We start from the raw sequence: 14,596 nt of genomic DNA, 5'->3' as shown, positions 1-14,596 counted from the left end.
GTCCTCCCCGGGGTCACGCTACTATGTTAAGGATAGCGTCACAATCTCAGGCAACCAATCGGTATGAAGTTACCCATCCAGGCTGTTCAATCGCCCTACTACGGGGATGCCTACTACCGCACCCCGCCCCCAGATTTGCCCTCCCTGCTGCTCAAGGAGCGAATCGTCTATCTGGGCATGCCTTTGGTGCCGGCGGTAACGGAACTGATTGTCGCAGAACTCCTGTACTTGCAGTACGAAGACCCAGAGAAACCGATCAAGATTTATATCAACTCTACGGGCACTTCCAGCTACAGCGGCGATCCGATTGGCTTTGAAACGGAAGCCTTTGCCATCTGCGACACGATCAAGTATATTAAGCCGCCGGTGCACACCATCTGCATGGGCATGGCGATGGGCATGGCTGCTATGCTGCTGTCAGCTGGGACAAAAGGTTGCCGCGCCAGTCTGCCCCACGCCTCTATTGTCCTGCACCAGCCCAAGAGCTACACTCGCGGCCAAGCGACAGATATTCAAATTCGCGCTAAGGAAGTTCTGGCCAATAAAATGACTATGCTGGATATCCTGTCGCGCAACACCGGCCAGCCGCCAGAGAAAATCTCTAAGGACATGGACCGGCTGTTCTACATGACGCCCTACGAAGCCAAAGAGTATGGCCTCATCGACCGCGTTCTCGAAGACAAGGCCGAACAGCCGAAACCGCTGCCTGCCGGTGTTATCTGAGCCTTTTGCCGGCACCGGCGCAAAGAATGCCGGTTCCGAAGGCCAAGAAACGCCTCCTGACTCTCGCTTCCTGGCGCTCGCTCTGGAGCGAGAACTCATCTAAAATCCCCCTAGTCCCCACTCAAAAACGGAGTGCCGCACCATGCCTATTGGTATACCTAAAGTTCCCTACCGGATGCCCGGGGATTCCTACACCCAGTGGATTGATATCTACAATCGCCTCTACCGGGAGCGGATTATTTTTATCGGCAAAGACATTGACGACGAACTGGCAAACCAAATCATCGCCGTCATGCTATACTTGGATTCGGAAGATGCCGGTAAGGATATTATCCTCTACATCAATTCCCCAGGCGGTTACGTCACCTCAGGCATGGCAATTTATGATACCATGCAGCACATTAAATCAGATGTGGTGACGATTTGTGTGGGGCTGGCTGCCTCGATGGGCTCTTTCCTGCTGGCTGCCGGCACGAAGGGCAAACGTCTGGCCCTGCCCCACTCGCGGATCATGATCCACCAGCCTTCCGGCGGCACGCGCGGCCAAGCGAGCGATATCGAGATCGAGGCGCGGGAGATCCTGCGCATCCGCTCTCAGCTCAATCAAATCTACGCCGACCGCACCGGCCAGTCTTTGGAAAAGATTGAGAAGGACATGGACCGCGACTTTTTCATGTCCGCTCAGGAAGCTAAGGAGTACGGCCTGATCGACCGGGTGATTGAGTAGGGCCCTGTCTAGGGCCACAGGTTGAGCAATCCCCTGGCTTCAAGAAACCGGGTTTTTGCTTTCCCTGTGCTGAGAAACGTTAAAAATGGCAGAATCTTCAGCTAGGTTCTGCCATTTTTTGTGTGGTGTGAGGGAAATGAAGATTGCAGAGTGCTATCGACTGCTGGAGTTGAGAGCGGGAGCGAGTGTGGCGGAGGTTAAGGCGTCTTACCGGCGTCTGGCGCGACAGTACCATCCGGATGCCAACCCTGGCAACCGGCAAGCGCACGAGAAGTTTATCCAGCTGCACGAGGCTTACAAAATCTTGCTCGACGTTTGCACCCAGTCTGAAGACAGTAAGCCGCACCACTATACACCACCCAGCGCCTCACCGTCAAGCGAAACTCCGCCACCGGCAGTAAAGGTGACGCGCAAACCGCCGAAGTTTCAAGAAAATCCCCAGCTGTCAGACGTTGAGCTGCAGCTGAAGCGGAACTCTTATTTGCAGTTGCAGGAGTTGCTCAAATACCAGCGCTTTCCCCGGGCGATCGCTCTGGTGGAAGCTCTGGCGCAGCGCATCCCCCACGACCCAGAAGTGCGCCAGTGGCAAGCTATTGCCTATCAGCGCTGGGGGCGTCAGCTCATTGCAGAGAGACAGCTGGATAAGGCCAGAATCTACCTGAAAAAAGCCCTGCGCACTGACCCTCACAATCGCTCGCTTTGGGAAGAAGTGAAACGCGATTTTCACAAACTGGAGCAGATTTTTTAAGGGCGTTGGATTTTGGATTTGGGCCGGGATTAGGGGATTAGGGGATTTAGAGATTTGGGGTTAGGGTTTAGGGGAACGCCAATGCCCAATCCAAAATCTAAAATCCGGGCATCCGGGCATCCCAAATTGACCGGTGAGGAATAATAGGAACGGCGGAGGATGTCCCCCACCGGCAAGTTCAACAGCTCCGCCATCGCCCTGTTGCACTGCAATATCTTTCCCTCGCAGTCGAGCAGGCAAACCCCGTCGCAGATGGCGTCGAAGGTGGTCTGCCACTGTTGAGCCGCGACCCGCGCCCCCTCCTCCACCTGGCGCAGCCGCAGCAGGGAATTGATCGTGGCGATCAGTTCTGCCGGCTCCACCGGCTGAGTCAGGTCGCCGTCCGCACCTCCGTCCAGCCCCTGAACTCTGTCCTCACTCTTGACAAAACTGGCTGACAGGTGTATAATAGGTATTGATTTTTTTCCGGGTCTGCTTTCAGCTGCCGGCAGATTTCAAACCCGTTCATATCCGGAAGATGGATATCCAGAACAATCCAATCGGGCTGCTGCGCGGCTAGGCGGAGTGTCTCCGAGCCGGTGGCGGCTCCCACAACCTCGAATCCCGCCTTGCTGAGGATGCGGCTGATATAGCAGTATGCACTTAGCTTAGAACATTAGACCTTCTGGGGGGGCGGGACGCCTGCCCTACGTCTATATAGCAGTAAGCAGCCTCCCTTGCTCCCCCGCTCCCGAAGCTTCTATTGTTCTAACCAATATGACTGCTGCTATACCAGTAAATTACTTTATAAAGCCTATCTTAGGGGCTGCCGGTGCACTCCGGTTTCTCGGCACTGTCTTCGGAAGCGTCTACCGGGACAAAGATATAACCACCTGTATAGCATTTATCCCGCACTACTGTCACCAGCTGTACGCTCAGGTTTTTCCGTTCGCCGCCGTCAAAACTAATCGTCCCCGTAGCGCCGGTAGTTTCAAAATCGGGAGCCGATAAAGCTTGCCGCACGTCAGAACGGTTCGGTTGAGGTTTTTTTGCTAAAGCCGCTATCAGTGCGCGAGTGGCGTCATAGGCTGAAGCCGTGCGCCAGCTGACTTCTTTTCCCCACAAATCTTTAGCGGCTTTGGGAAAATTTGGGTTAGGACTGCCGGAACTGTGCCAGTGAATAGCCGCCACCAAGCGGTTCGCCGCCTCTGCCCCTACGAAGTTTAATATCTCCGAATTGTAAAGGTTATCTCCTCCCATCATCCAATAACGTCCCTGATTGGCTTCAATCACCTCTAACGTATGGCCAAAGGAATTTTGACTTTTCTGGCTATCCGGAAATAAGATAAGCGCTGTCGCTCCTTTTTTCTGCGACTGGTTGATGGCAGAAACCTTATCGAAGGAGGAGTCAGACAAATCAAACTCCTCTATGACTTCTCCGCCACTCCCCAGGAAGCTAGAGCGGAATATCTCCCGCAAAGAGCGGCTGTAATTGCTCTGGGGATTGTAAAAGACTGCCGCTTTCTTCTGCTGGGCGCGGTTGATCAGATAGCCAGCTAAAGCTGGGGCAGCTACGGAATCACTGTGTACGGTGCGGAAGAAAACGTGATTGGGAATTTTGCCGTAATGTACAAGGTCTACTGAGGTGCTGGCTGGAGCAATCAAGACCAACTCGTGCTGCTGGTAGACAGGCAGTGCCGCCAGAGTTGTGTCACTAGAAAAGTGACCGACAGTGGCTAAAATGTCGCCTTTCGACACCAGCGCCTCTGCAATGGGTTTAGCTTTATTAGGCTCATTGGCATCATCCGCAATCAGCACTTTCAAACCTGTGCCATTAATCTTTTTTTGCCCGCGATTGAACTCATCTTGAGCTTGGGCGACTCCCCGCAAAATTTCCCGCGCGTTGTCCGCGTTGTTGGTGATGGGTGCGACAACAGCGATCGTGTGAGCGTTTTCCCCCATCAGTCGGGCATTATTCAGGTAAATCAAAGTTTCGGGATCGCGCCGCTTGTTCCACGCCGCTTCTAGCCACTTAATCGCTGCGCTGTACTTGCCATCAGCAAAGGCACTCACCCCGCTTTGCTTTGCCGGCATCTGAGCATCTGGAATCAGGATTTCTTCCCCACAACTCAGATCGTCGCCTTTAGGAAAACTCCTGAGCCAAATTTTGGAACACCCGCCCGGTGCAGTGATATACCACCCGCCGGTTGCTGCTGCCAGTACCAGCACCAGCAGCGCCCCACTGCCGGCAAGCAGTTTGTAGTGAGGCGCACCCCTGTGTTCAACCTCTGTCTTCTGCTGCGTTTCAGGAGGTATCGGCTTCGGTCGCTTATTTTCAAGCGCTTTCAGAAACCGCAAAATCTCTTGCGGATTTTGAGGCCGATTTTTAATCTCGGGCGACATCAGTTTATCAATAAAATCGGCTAGATTCCGCGAGAGTTTGGGCGCTTTGCCTCGCCAGTTTATCTTGTTTGGGTTTTGGTTATTTACCATATTTTTCGGTTCCTCCCCCGTTAGGAGATAGACCAAAGTGCGCCCGAGGGAAAAGAAATCGGATTGCGGAACGGCTTTTCCTTGTTTTTGCTCGGGCGCGGTGTAACCCTCTGAAACAATTATCGTGGCGTATTGCCGGCGAATCACTGTCTCCGTAACCTCTCTAACTGCGCCAAAGTCAATCAGTACCAGTTCGCCACTGGGTTCGCTGCGCATGATGTTGGAAGGCTTGATATCCCGGTGGATAATATTTTTTTGATGCACCCGTGACAAAATCACGGCTAGCTGTCGGAGCCAATCTATGGCTTGTTCTTCGGGAATTGTCCCGTGCTCCTTCACCCACTCCTGCAAATTATTCCCCGCTATTTTATCCATGACTAAGCAGTGCAGTCTCTCGATTGCATCGGGAGGCGATAAAATAAAGGATTCATGAAATATGACAACTTTTGGATCGCTCATATTCTGTAAAACTTGCACCTCTCGCTCAAACAGCGTAACATAATAATTATGATTTTGCGGATTGCTGTCGGAGCCGCTGTCGCGGAGAACCTTCATAACTTGCGGTTCAAGCCGGTCTTGATGCCTGACTTCAAATATCCCCGCATTGTGGCCATTGGAACGGCGCAGGCATCTGACTACCTCATATCCGTGCTGACTTCTGAGCAATTCATAGTGGCACGAAGCTCCGCATTCGTCAGGGTTCGGATTGTCGCGATACCGGCACTGAGGGTTGATGCAATAGGGCATAGGGTGTTACATTTTATTAAGCTTTGGAGTGGGCGCAAGAGCGGTAAGTGCTGGCCTTTAAAAGAATATTAACCGCTGTCAAGGGTTGTGAGTAGCCCCCCTAGCCCCCCAAAAAAAGAGGGGGGGAAGATAAGCCCCCGTGGCAGGGCGGGGAGCACAGGGAGACTGCCCCTTGGGGGCTCTGATTTTCTTTACAAACACGCGCTTACTGTTTTTGCCTCAGCGCCGGTGGGATTCTGGCAAAATTCTACCACAGCAGCTTCGCTCTCAAATGGGGGTGATCGCACCCGACAGGAATTGTATCGGGGTGCTGACAGTATCTAATGTTACCAAACGCCGGCGCTGTGTGGCAAGCCCCCCGATCTCCCCTGGCATTCTCCGCAGTGGGAGCGGGCTTTTGCGCCCACCGGCAGCAGTCGGGGGACACGCCCGGAACCACATCTTCCCAGTTAAGCTAGGAAAGCAGCGACATTAATCGGGCGCTGGATTAAACCGGCTCCCTACTGGCCACCCTTTTTTCTCTCTAGCTTGTCTAATTTTGGCGAGCCCCCTGTCAGCAGGGCTCTGGCGCGGACTTTTGCATATCCCCTCACCGCACGGCTGTCAAGAGCAATTTTAAAGAATCGCGGAAGCGAGCCAGAATTTCTCCAGTCAGACCGGGGCAAATCAAAGAGGGTAGAGATATAGTGAAGCTTGAAGGTTTCGAGAACCTGGTTTGTTAAACAAAGCGGGGTGCTGTAAACCCTGCTGTTACCCCCTGATGAGGAGTTTCTGATGATCCAGCCGGCTATCCAAGAGCGTCCGCTGTGGGAGCGCATCCCCCTTTACTTACAGATTGTAATGGCCCTGATTCTGGCAGTGGCTTTCGGGATTTTGCTGGGTGCCGGTCAGCCCCACCCGGAAAATGTCGCCCTGATTAACAACTTGGCAGTTCCCTCCAACGTGGTGCTGAAAGCTCTCCGCGCCCTGGCCACCCCGCTAATTTTGCTGGCGGTGCTGCACTCCTTTTTGACCGCCCCGAGAACGGCGGGCAGCCGGCTGGCTGGTCTTCTGCTGACAAATACGACAGTTGCTATTATAATCGGTATTTTGGTTGCGAATGTCGTACAACCTGGCCGCTGGGGTGCCATCTCCGCACCGTCGGCTCCATCTGAAATCAGCCAAACGCTCGATCCCTGGAAACTATTTCAGGATCTGGTGCCAGATGCGGTACTCAAGCCTCTGGTTGACAACAATGTGATCCAGCTGATTTGCCTCGCTCTCGCTTTTGGGATTGCTCTGCGCGGGTTGAAAACCGAGCAAATTGCTCAGGGCAAGACAGACTATCGGGCAATTGAGCAGGGAATCTCCATGTTATTCGAGGCGGTGATTCGCATTTTGCACTGGGTTATTGTCCTAGTTCCCCTGGCTGTTTTTGGAATTGTTGCCAAAACGATTGCCCTTCAAGGTTTCACGCCGTTTAAATCCCTGGGTGCGTTCGTGCTGGCGGTGCTGGTGGCCCTGTTTTTGCAGGTTTGCTATTACCTGCTGCGGGTGAAGTTCGGCTCTTGGGTGAGTCCGCAACGCTTGATAGCTGGCTGTTCGGATGCGCTGCTGATGGCTTTTTCGACGTCTTCCTCAATAGCGGCGATGCCGGTGACTTATGAAGCTTTGCAGGAAAAAGTCGGTTTGCGGGAATCTTCCGCTTCTCTGGGGGCGCTAGTCGGCAGCAATTTCAACCATGACGGCACTGCTCTTTATGAGGCGATGTCTGCCCTATTTGTGGCCCAAGTGATTGGGGTCAATCTTTCCCTCCCGCAGCAGGTTACTGTGGTGCTTACGTCTATTTTGGCCTCCGTGGGTGCGGCGGGGATTCCTGAGGCGGGTTTGGTGACGATGACGCTGGTGTTCTCGGCGGTTGGTTTGCCGGTGGAGTATATCGTTTTGCTGATCACTGTGGACTGGTTTCTCGACCGGTGCCGCACTGCCATTAATGTGATGGGTGACATGACGGTTAGTTGCTTGCTGGATGGCAAGGATCGCCCGAAAGAGGTAGAATGATTAACCCCCTGTTAGCAGTACAGTTCAAACAAATTTTAGGTGCGGGAATGCTGAGTATTGCTGCCCTCAGCATTCCCCCTGCTAGTGTGGCTGTCACGGTGCAGCACGTTCCCAACCCCCGTCAGGTAAACGGCGGTTGGGTGAGGGATATGGCTGGCGTGCTGAGTCCCTCAACGGAAGCACAACTCAATCATATTATATCACAGTTGGAGGCAAAAAGGGCAGTGAAATTGCTGTGGGGACTGTGCCGGATACCGCACCATCCGCTACTCCACAGCAGTTCGCTACAGCGCTATGTAATTCCTGGGGAATTGGCAAAGCTGGTCAACGTAACGGGGTGCGGTTTTTGATTCCCACCGGCAACTGCCGCCTAGAAATAGAACCCGCTCCATCCAACTGAAAACCGCTATACTAACAGGGTTTTTTTAAAACAGTCTTTTGGATAGAAAGCACTACCAACCCTGTGTGCCCGGCTCCCCTTTGAATGGCCCAACAATTTCGCTCGTAATCCAGCCCCCATAGAAGTTCCCTGGCTGTGGCAAGACTTTCTCGCCATCTACATAGCAGGCATCCATTAGCCCCGGATAAAAACTGACGCAGTTCTTTATAGCTAAAAAGGAGGGAACAGGATTGGGATAAAACCACGCTGCATTTTCCGCTTGCTTGTCACCGAATTTTACTGTATAGTAATATCCCCCGCCTTTCCACTCACACCAAGTTGGCCGCTGTGTCTTGAGCAGAGTGCCCGGCTTGATGTCCTCAAAAGGAATATAGTAGGCGGGAGGATGGCTTGTTTCCAGCACTCGTTTGGCCCGATGGGTGTCGGCAATAATCTCCCCGTTAAAAATGACTTGGATATGCTTGCTCACTTCCTCCACCCGAGGGGGGCGGGGGTAATCCCAAACTGATTCTTGTCCTGGACCTGGGGGTATGCGTTCTGGTTTCACTGTTAGCGACCTCCTGTTAAAATCGATAGTACAAGACCGGCGGGCTTCCCCGCAAGTAGCGGCGGCGGCAGTCCACCGGCACTCGGGAAAATGCCCTAATATTGGCTTGACTCCCACCGACAAGCCGGTTAATAGCTATGTCTTTCCCTGCCATCACCGTAACCGTCAAACTGTTCGCCATCTACCAAGAAGTCTTTGGCATCCCTGAACTGGTGCTGGAATTGCCCGCCGGCACCCCCGTTTCTGCTGTCCTCGATCGCCTGAACTCGGAACACCCAGAACTGGAACGCTGGCGCGACATCACCCGCTTCGGCGTTAACCTCGACTTCGCAGATCCAGACACGATCCTGCAAAACGGCGACGAGGTGGTGCTCATCCCCCCCGTCAGCGGCGGCTAACAGCTAGGACGAGCAGGGTGCAGAGCGCGCCCATCGCCTCTTGTCTTCCCGACGGGGAGAGCTTGGGGATTTTTTCCCGGGGGCCCAATCCCCAGCGCCCCTTTCCCAGCGCCCCTTTCCCAGCGCCCCTTTTCCAGTGCCCGCAAGAAACCCGACAAAATTTATCGGGTATAGTTGACGCACTCCTGAGGCTGTGATAGTATCGATTGACAATCAAAAAAGATAACTCCCCCAACCGCACCGCCCCCCAGCAGAGGATTGACCCATGACCCAGGCGACTGAAGTGCACGCACCCGGAACCCAAACCACCGCCGCCACCTTCACCTCCCTTATCTGCAAGGAATGTGGCGCGGAGTACGAACCCAAAGCCACCCACGTTTGCGAGTTCTGTTTTGGCCCGCTGGAATTGGGCTACGACTGCGACGCCTTGCGCCGGCACGTCACCCGCGAAAGCATCTGTGCAGGTCCGAACTCCATCTGGCGCTACCGCCCTTTCCTGCCGGTGGCGACAGACAGCCCCATCGATGTGGGCACCGGCATGACGCCCCTGGTTCGCTCTCACCGGCTGGCTCGCCGCCTGGGCCTGAAAAACCTTTACATTAAGAACGATGCGGTGAACATGCCCACCCTCAGCTTCAAGGACAGAGTGGTGTCAGTCGCCCTCACCCGCGCCAAAGAGCTCGGCTTCACCACCGTCTCCTGCGCCAGCACCGGCAACCTCGCCAACTCCACCGCCGCCATCGCCGCCCATGCCGGTTTGGACTGTTGCGTCTTCATCCCCGCCGACTTGGAAGCAGGCAAAGTCCTGGGCACCCTGATCTACAGCCCCACCGTGATCGCAGTCCACGGCAACTACGACCAAGTAAACCGCCTCTGCTGCGAAGTCGCCAACACCCACGGCTGGGGATTTGTCAATATCAACCTGCGCCCCTACTATTCCGAAGGCTCCAAAACTCTGGGCTACGAAGTCGCAGAACAGCTGGGCTGGCAGCTTCCCGACCACATTGTCGCCCCCCTCGCCTCCGGCTCCCTGTTCACAAAAATTTACAAAGGCTTTCAAGAATTTATTCAAGTTGGGCTGGTGGATGAGAAAAATGTCCGCTTCAGCGGCGCGCAAGCCGACGGGTGCTCCCCGATCGCAGCAGCCTTCCGGGAGGGGCGCGACTTCGTGAGGCCGGTGAAACCCAACACCATTGCCAAATCGATTGCCATTGGCAACCCCGCAGACGGCATCTACGCTTTAGAAGTGGCGCGGAAAACTGGCGGCAATATTGAATCCGTCAGCGATGCGGAAATTATTGAAGGCATCAAGTTGCTGGCAGAAACCGAAGGCATCTTCACCGAAACCGCCGGTGGCACCACCATCGCCGTGCTCAAGAAACTGGTCGAAGCAGGCAAGATTGACCCCGAAGAAAGCACCGTTGTTTACATCACCGGCAATGGGCTGAAAACCCAAGAAGCCGTCCACGGCTATATCGGCGAACCCCTCACCATTGAGCCGAAGCTCGACAGTTTCGAGCGCGCCCTGGAGCGCTCCCGCACCCTCGACCGGCTGGAATGGCAGCAAGTCCTGGTATAGCGCACAGCGCATGGGGCGGTCGCTCACGCCAGTGAGGCTCACGCGCATGAACCTCACGCGCATGAGGAAGGGGAGAGATTTGCGCTGCGCGAAAAATCAGCTTTTGCCCAATCCCCAATGCCCCATGCCCCATGCCCCATGCCCCGCCGCCATGCCCCATGCCCCATGCCCCTAACACCCAACACCTAACACCTAACACCTCAGTATGGCCGTAACAGTTTTAATTCCCACGCCCCTGCAAAAATTCACCAACAATCAAGCCACTGTGGAGTGCTCCTGCAGCAGTGTGGCGGAATTGCTGGACACTCTGGAGCAGCTCTATCCCGAGACTAAAGGGCGTCTGCGCGACGAAAAAGGAGAGCCGCGCCGGTTTTTGAATTTCTATGTCAATAGCGAAGACATCCGCTTCTTGGACGGGACGAAGACGCCGCTGAAAGAGGGTGATGAAGTCAGCATTGTGCCGGCAGTTGCCGGTGGCTAGCGACAGAGCGCTTTATAATTAAAGTACGGGCAGCCCCGCCCTCGCTCGCTAGCTGAGGCAGCGAGCCGTTGTGAAAATACCGACAAGGATTGACCGGAACGATGGCAGAAGAAACAGCGACTAACCCTAATCCCGGAGAAGAGCAGGCTGACAAACCGGCATCCGCCAAGCCGGCAGCTAAAAAACCTGCTGAAACAGCTGGGGGTGAGGGAGCTCCAGCCAAGGCGGCTAAAAAGGAAAAGGCACCGGCAGTTGAAGACAAGCCGTTTGCTGAGTTTATCAATCAAGACTACCTGCCGGCACTGAAAAATGCCCTAGCCAAGCAGGGGGTTTCCGATGTCGATCTGGCTCTGTCAAAGCAAAAGATTCCCGTTGCTGGCTTGAATTCCGCTGAGGAGTGCTGGCAAGTGATTGGGCGCTGGAATGGTGGGAAACGCCAGTTCTCTATTTATTTCCCTAAAGGGGAAATCAGCGGGCCAAGAGCGTTTTCCTGCTCTGACAGTGGCAGCACGCCGAGTACGATTGAGCCGTTCTTGATTGACGAGCGCAAGATTACCCTCGACTTGCTGGTGTTTGGCGTCGTGCAGCGCCTGAACGCTCAAAAGTGGCTGGCGAGAAATTAGGGAGTTAGGGGCATCATCTCATTGGGCATCATCGCATCATCGCATCATCGCATCATCGCATCATCGCATCATCGCATCATCGCATCATCGCATCATCGCATCATCGCATCATCGCATCATCGCATCATCGCATTTGAGATGTTGCATGTCCTGATTTTTGATGGATTGTTTGGCGTGCCGGCCCCATGCGCCATGCGCCATGCGCCATGCGCCATGCCCCACGCCCCTTTCTAAAGTTCATTGAAGCGATACATCACTATGCCGGTTATGTAATCGTTTTCAACGCTTACATAACCGATTTTTACTAGATCCTTCAAAACTTCTTCTACCTCGACAAAGCTGGCTTCTGTATCCATCACCGCTTGGGTGACAGAAATTTTGCCCCCTCTGGCTTCAGCCGCTTTGACTATTTGAACAGTCAGCTTGTCTTTGGCCGGTTGAATAACTGTTGCTGCGATTGAGGACTGGCTCAGGGGCACGCCGGTGGCAGACACTCCCAGTCTGGCTCTCAGTTTTAAATCGTGTTCCTCAACCATACTTGGAATAATAAATAGATCCACAAACTGCCCAACCCCAAAAACACCCCAAGTAAACAGCCATAGCAGCCCTGTACCAATTTTGCCATTGTACAGGCGGTGGAGACCTCCCAAGCCAAAAAACCAGACAATACAGAGAATATATGAGGTGGAAAGACGGTTATTATTCATAGGCTTTACAGGTGCCTGTGATTTATTTTTCTTATCGTTGAGATAGATTCCCCCCCCTCTTTTATTTTATATCACTGCTGGCAGGTAGCCGCTGTTACAGTGGGTTGAACCGTGCGAAGGTGGGTCAGCGTTGCGACTCCGCAGGAGCGGCGCGCCCAGCGCCCCATGCCCAGCGCCCCATGCCCAGCGCCCCATGCCCAGCGCCCCATGCCCAGCGCCCCATGCCCAGTGCCCCATGCCCAGTGCCTCATGCCCAGTGCCCCATGCCCAGTGCCCAGTGCCCAGTGCCCTAAAACTGGTTGAACCGGTAAGTGACGGCACCGGTAACTCGGTCATTGGCGACGCTGACGTAACCAATTTTGACCATTTCCTGCAAAACGGCTTCCACTTCCACAAAGCCTGCGCCGGTTGCTATCATGGCTTGAGTTAGGGAAAGCTGACCGCCGCTAGAGCGGGCTGCTTGCAGGAGTTTGACGATTAGTTGCCCACGGGAGGGGAGTTCGACGGTCTGGGTGATGGCTGCGGGCTCGGTGAGCGGCAGACCGGCAGGGGATAAGCCCATTTTGGCTCTGGCCTTTTCGCGGTACTCATCGACCATTTCTGGAATCAGGAACAGATCCACCAAGTGCCCGACATCTCCCACAAATGGAATCATCCACAGCAAGCCGGTGACAATTTTGCCGTTGTAGATGCGGTGGAATCCTTTGATGGGGCGAAAGGCGGTGCCCAGGACTAACTCTGCCGCCCACATTAGGTAAGTGTCCCTGAGACGGTTGCGGTTCGGGTCAGAAGTGCTGTCGGTGCCGGTTGGGCCAAGGGAGGTGGGAGCGGCTGCAGATGCCGCCGCTGCAGTCACCGGCTCGCTATTCAAGTCTTTGAGGACTTCAGCAGCAGACTGATAGCGCCGCTTGATGGGAATTTCCAGCATTTTGTCGAGCGCCCGACCTAGCTGGGGGCTGACGGGATTGTTTACCAAGTAATCCCGCCACACCCAAGTGCCTTCGCGGGTGTCGAACAGGTCGAAGGGGGGAACTTGTGTCAGCAGGTGGGTGCAGGTTACGCCCAAGCTGTAGAGATCGCTGGCAAACACGGCTTTGCCCAGGGCTTGCTCTGGGGCGGCGTACCCAGCGGAGCCAATCACGGTGCCGGTTGCTCCCAGTGCGGTGCCGGTGGCGGATTTCGCCGCCCCGAAGTCAACGAGCACCAGTTTCCCGTCAAAGCGGTGGCGAATGATGTTTTCCGGTTTGATATCCCGGTGAATCACTTGGTGGTCGTGGACAAACTGCAGCACCGGCAGCAAGTCACTGAGCAGCTGGCGGATTTGGACTTCGCTGAAAGGGCCTTCCTCATCCAGCTCTCGGGCCAGGTTTTGCCCGTCGATGTACTGCTGCACGACATACTGCCGCCCTTCTTGCTCAAAATGCGCCAGCAGTTCCGGAATCTGGGGGTGTTTGCCCAGTCGCTCCAGCTGCGCCGCTTCTTGGCGAAATAACTCAGCGGCTTTGGCTTGCCTGCCGGTGTCTTGCTGGCGAAACTGCTTGATCACGCAGCGGGGTTTGGACGGTTTGCACTCATCCACCCCCAAGAAAGTCCTGCCAAAGCCACCGCCGTCAATCGGTTTGATTGCCCGGTAGCGCTCGCCCAGCAGTAACTTTGCGCCGCAACTGAGACAGGTTTGTTGGTTTGTTTCGGCTGTCTGGGGGAAGTTTTGCGGCTGCTGGCAGTGGGGATTGAGGCAATAGCTCATACACGGATGATAGCGGCGTGCAGTTTCTGATACATTTACGCGGCTTTTGTTCGGGCATCCCCGGACAATGCAACGATAGCACTATCACCGGCAAAAGTGATAGAGGCGGTATCCCGCAAAGCTTTCAGGAAAATAATCCCGTTCAGCGCCATTCCAGTCCCGCGAAGCGCGCAAAGCCGCAACTGGGAGAGTGGAAAATTCCAAAGGCCACTATCTGGCCAATAGGGCTGTCCTCAAATCTCTGTGTGTATTATATCACGCGACCAGGCTTTGTCCAGAAAATCCGCGATTAAATTCTCTCTGTGCCCTTATTATACCAGATTACCCGGCGTTGCCTAGGAAACCTGGTATTAAATCTTGCCTCTTTTCATGGTGGCAGATCGCCGTCGAGACGATCGGCCTGCCGGCCACTGTTTGCAGGCAAGCAAGCTGCGATTAGCGCCCAAGCCACTTGACTTTGGTGAGAAAGTGTGTTATTAGTTTTCCCATCTGCGAAGTGAGAAAATTTACAAAACTTTACAAAACGTAGTAACTCTTAACACAACCGGCTGTCTGGAGTCCTTGAGTGTGCTGTAGACTGGAGGGCGTAGCGAAAGCAGCCATTATCGTAAAATTCTCTTAACTGAGCCTGAGAGAGGGAAGCACAGTTGCAACCCC

The 14,596-nt window shown here is 54.5% G+C and carries 16 protein-coding genes and 1 pseudogene; 10 read left to right on the top strand and 7 right to left on the bottom strand.

All coding sequences use genetic code 11. The features are described 5' to 3' along the window. The first annotated feature begins 63 nt into the window (after positions 1–63). The 3 genes from OSC10802_RS0127430 (at position 64) to OSC10802_RS0127415 (ending at position 2,198) form a co-directional block, all read left to right on the top strand. Positions 64–723, top strand: coding sequence for an ATP-dependent Clp protease proteolytic subunit (locus tag OSC10802_RS0127430; protein ID WP_017719982.1), 660 nt, complete (start codon positions 64–66; stop codon positions 721–723). A gap of 142 nt (positions 724–865) precedes the next feature. Beyond that, positions 866–1,450, top strand: coding sequence for an ATP-dependent Clp protease proteolytic subunit (locus OSC10802_RS0127420; protein WP_026098869.1), 585 nt, complete (start codon positions 866–868; stop codon positions 1,448–1,450). Between the two features lie 136 nt (positions 1,451–1,586). Next, positions 1,587–2,198 (top strand): J domain-containing protein, encoded by a 612-nt coding sequence (locus OSC10802_RS0127415; protein WP_017719979.1) that lies wholly within the window; start codon positions 1,587–1,589, stop codon positions 2,196–2,198. A gap of 29 nt (positions 2,199–2,227) precedes the next feature. On the opposite strand, the gene OSC10802_RS54930 is transcribed toward OSC10802_RS0127415, so the two are convergent. The 3 genes from OSC10802_RS54930 to OSC10802_RS0127400 form a co-directional block, all read right to left on the bottom strand. Beyond that, the gene (locus OSC10802_RS54930) at positions 2,228–2,560 is read right to left on the bottom strand and encodes a PAS domain-containing protein (RefSeq protein ID WP_017719978.1); all 333 of its coding nucleotides are present in this window, start codon (positions 2,558–2,560) and stop codon (positions 2,228–2,230) included. An 8-nt stretch (positions 2,561–2,568) separates the two neighbouring features. Continuing rightward, complete coding sequence (locus OSC10802_RS54925) at positions 2,569–2,790, bottom strand: response regulator (RefSeq protein ID WP_071593364.1); 222 nt, start codon at positions 2,788–2,790, stop codon at positions 2,569–2,571. Positions 2,791–2,996: 206 nt separating this feature from the next. Continuing rightward, on the bottom strand, positions 2,997–5,417 hold the full coding sequence (locus OSC10802_RS0127400; protein ID WP_071593363.1) for a bifunctional serine/threonine-protein kinase/ABC transporter substrate-binding protein: 2,421 nt from the start codon (positions 5,415–5,417) through the stop codon (positions 2,997–2,999). A gap of 774 nt (positions 5,418–6,191) precedes the next feature. On the opposite strand from OSC10802_RS0127400, the gene OSC10802_RS0127390 reads away from it, so the two are divergent. Further along, positions 6,192–7,457 carry a dicarboxylate/amino acid:cation symporter gene (locus OSC10802_RS0127390; RefSeq protein ID WP_017719974.1) on the top strand — a complete coding sequence of 422 codons (1,266 nt, stop codon included), beginning with the start codon at positions 6,192–6,194 and terminating at the stop codon, positions 7,455–7,457. Between the two features lie 235 nt (positions 7,458–7,692). Further along, the gene (locus OSC10802_RS56755; RefSeq protein WP_369797134.1) at positions 7,693–7,857 is read left to right on the top strand and encodes a TPM domain-containing protein; all 165 of its coding nucleotides are present in this window, start codon (positions 7,693–7,695) and stop codon (positions 7,855–7,857) included. 52 nt (positions 7,858–7,909) lie between these two features. On the opposite strand, the gene OSC10802_RS0127380 is transcribed toward OSC10802_RS56755, so the two are convergent. Then, positions 7,910–8,404, bottom strand: a complete 495-nt coding sequence (locus OSC10802_RS0127380; RefSeq protein ID WP_026098868.1) for a DUF427 domain-containing protein — start codon at positions 8,402–8,404, stop codon at positions 7,910–7,912. Between the two features lie 137 nt (positions 8,405–8,541). Between OSC10802_RS0127380 and OSC10802_RS0127375 the strand changes: the two genes are divergently transcribed. The 5 genes from OSC10802_RS0127375 to OSC10802_RS51250 all read left to right on the top strand — a co-directional run bounded on the left by OSC10802_RS0127375 (position 8,542) and on the right by OSC10802_RS51250 (position 11,719). Continuing rightward, positions 8,542–8,802, top strand: a complete 261-nt coding sequence (locus OSC10802_RS0127375; RefSeq protein WP_017719972.1) for a MoaD/ThiS family protein — start codon at positions 8,542–8,544, stop codon at positions 8,800–8,802. Between the two features lie 265 nt (positions 8,803–9,067). Then, positions 9,068–10,381 carry a threonine synthase gene (thrC, locus tag OSC10802_RS0127370; RefSeq protein WP_017719971.1) on the top strand — a complete coding sequence of 438 codons (1,314 nt, stop codon included), beginning with the start codon at positions 9,068–9,070 and terminating at the stop codon, positions 10,379–10,381. Positions 10,382–10,586: 205 nt separating this feature from the next. Next, entirely contained in the window at positions 10,587–10,862 is a 276-nt protein-coding gene (locus tag OSC10802_RS0127365; protein WP_017719970.1) for a MoaD/ThiS family protein, read from the top strand. Positions 10,863–10,963: 101 nt separating this feature from the next. Then, positions 10,964–11,485: a DUF2996 domain-containing protein gene (locus tag OSC10802_RS0127360; protein ID WP_017719969.1), complete on the top strand. Its 522-nt coding sequence runs from the start codon at positions 10,964–10,966 to the stop codon at positions 11,483–11,485. Between the two features lie 21 nt (positions 11,486–11,506). Further along, positions 11,507–11,719 (top strand): hypothetical protein, encoded by a 213-nt coding sequence (locus tag OSC10802_RS51250; protein ID WP_155968455.1) that lies wholly within the window; start codon positions 11,507–11,509, stop codon positions 11,717–11,719. Here OSC10802_RS51250 and OSC10802_RS0127355 read toward each other — a convergent pair. From OSC10802_RS0127355 to OSC10802_RS53335, 3 genes and pseudogenes are all read right to left on the bottom strand, one after another. After that, positions 11,716–12,192: a TM2 domain-containing protein gene (locus OSC10802_RS0127355; RefSeq protein WP_017719968.1), complete on the bottom strand. Its 477-nt coding sequence runs from the start codon at positions 12,190–12,192 to the stop codon at positions 11,716–11,718. The genes OSC10802_RS51250 and OSC10802_RS0127355 overlap by 4 nt on opposite strands. A 289-nt stretch (positions 12,193–12,481) precedes the next feature. Then, entirely contained in the window at positions 12,482–13,939 is a 1,458-nt protein-coding gene (locus OSC10802_RS56750; RefSeq protein WP_052334333.1) for a protein kinase domain-containing protein, read from the bottom strand. A gap of 35 nt (positions 13,940–13,974) precedes the next feature. After that, positions 13,975–14,138: pseudogene (locus OSC10802_RS53335) on the bottom strand (RNA-guided endonuclease TnpB family protein); the annotation flags it as partial. Positions 14,139–14,596 lie beyond the last annotated feature (458 nt).

The organism is Kamptonema formosum PCC 10802, assembly GCF_000332335.1.
Taxonomy (GTDB): Bacteria; Cyanobacteriota; Cyanobacteriia; order Cyanobacteriales; family Oscillatoriaceae; genus Oscillatoria.
This window is presented reverse-complemented; position numbering and strand designations above follow the sequence as displayed.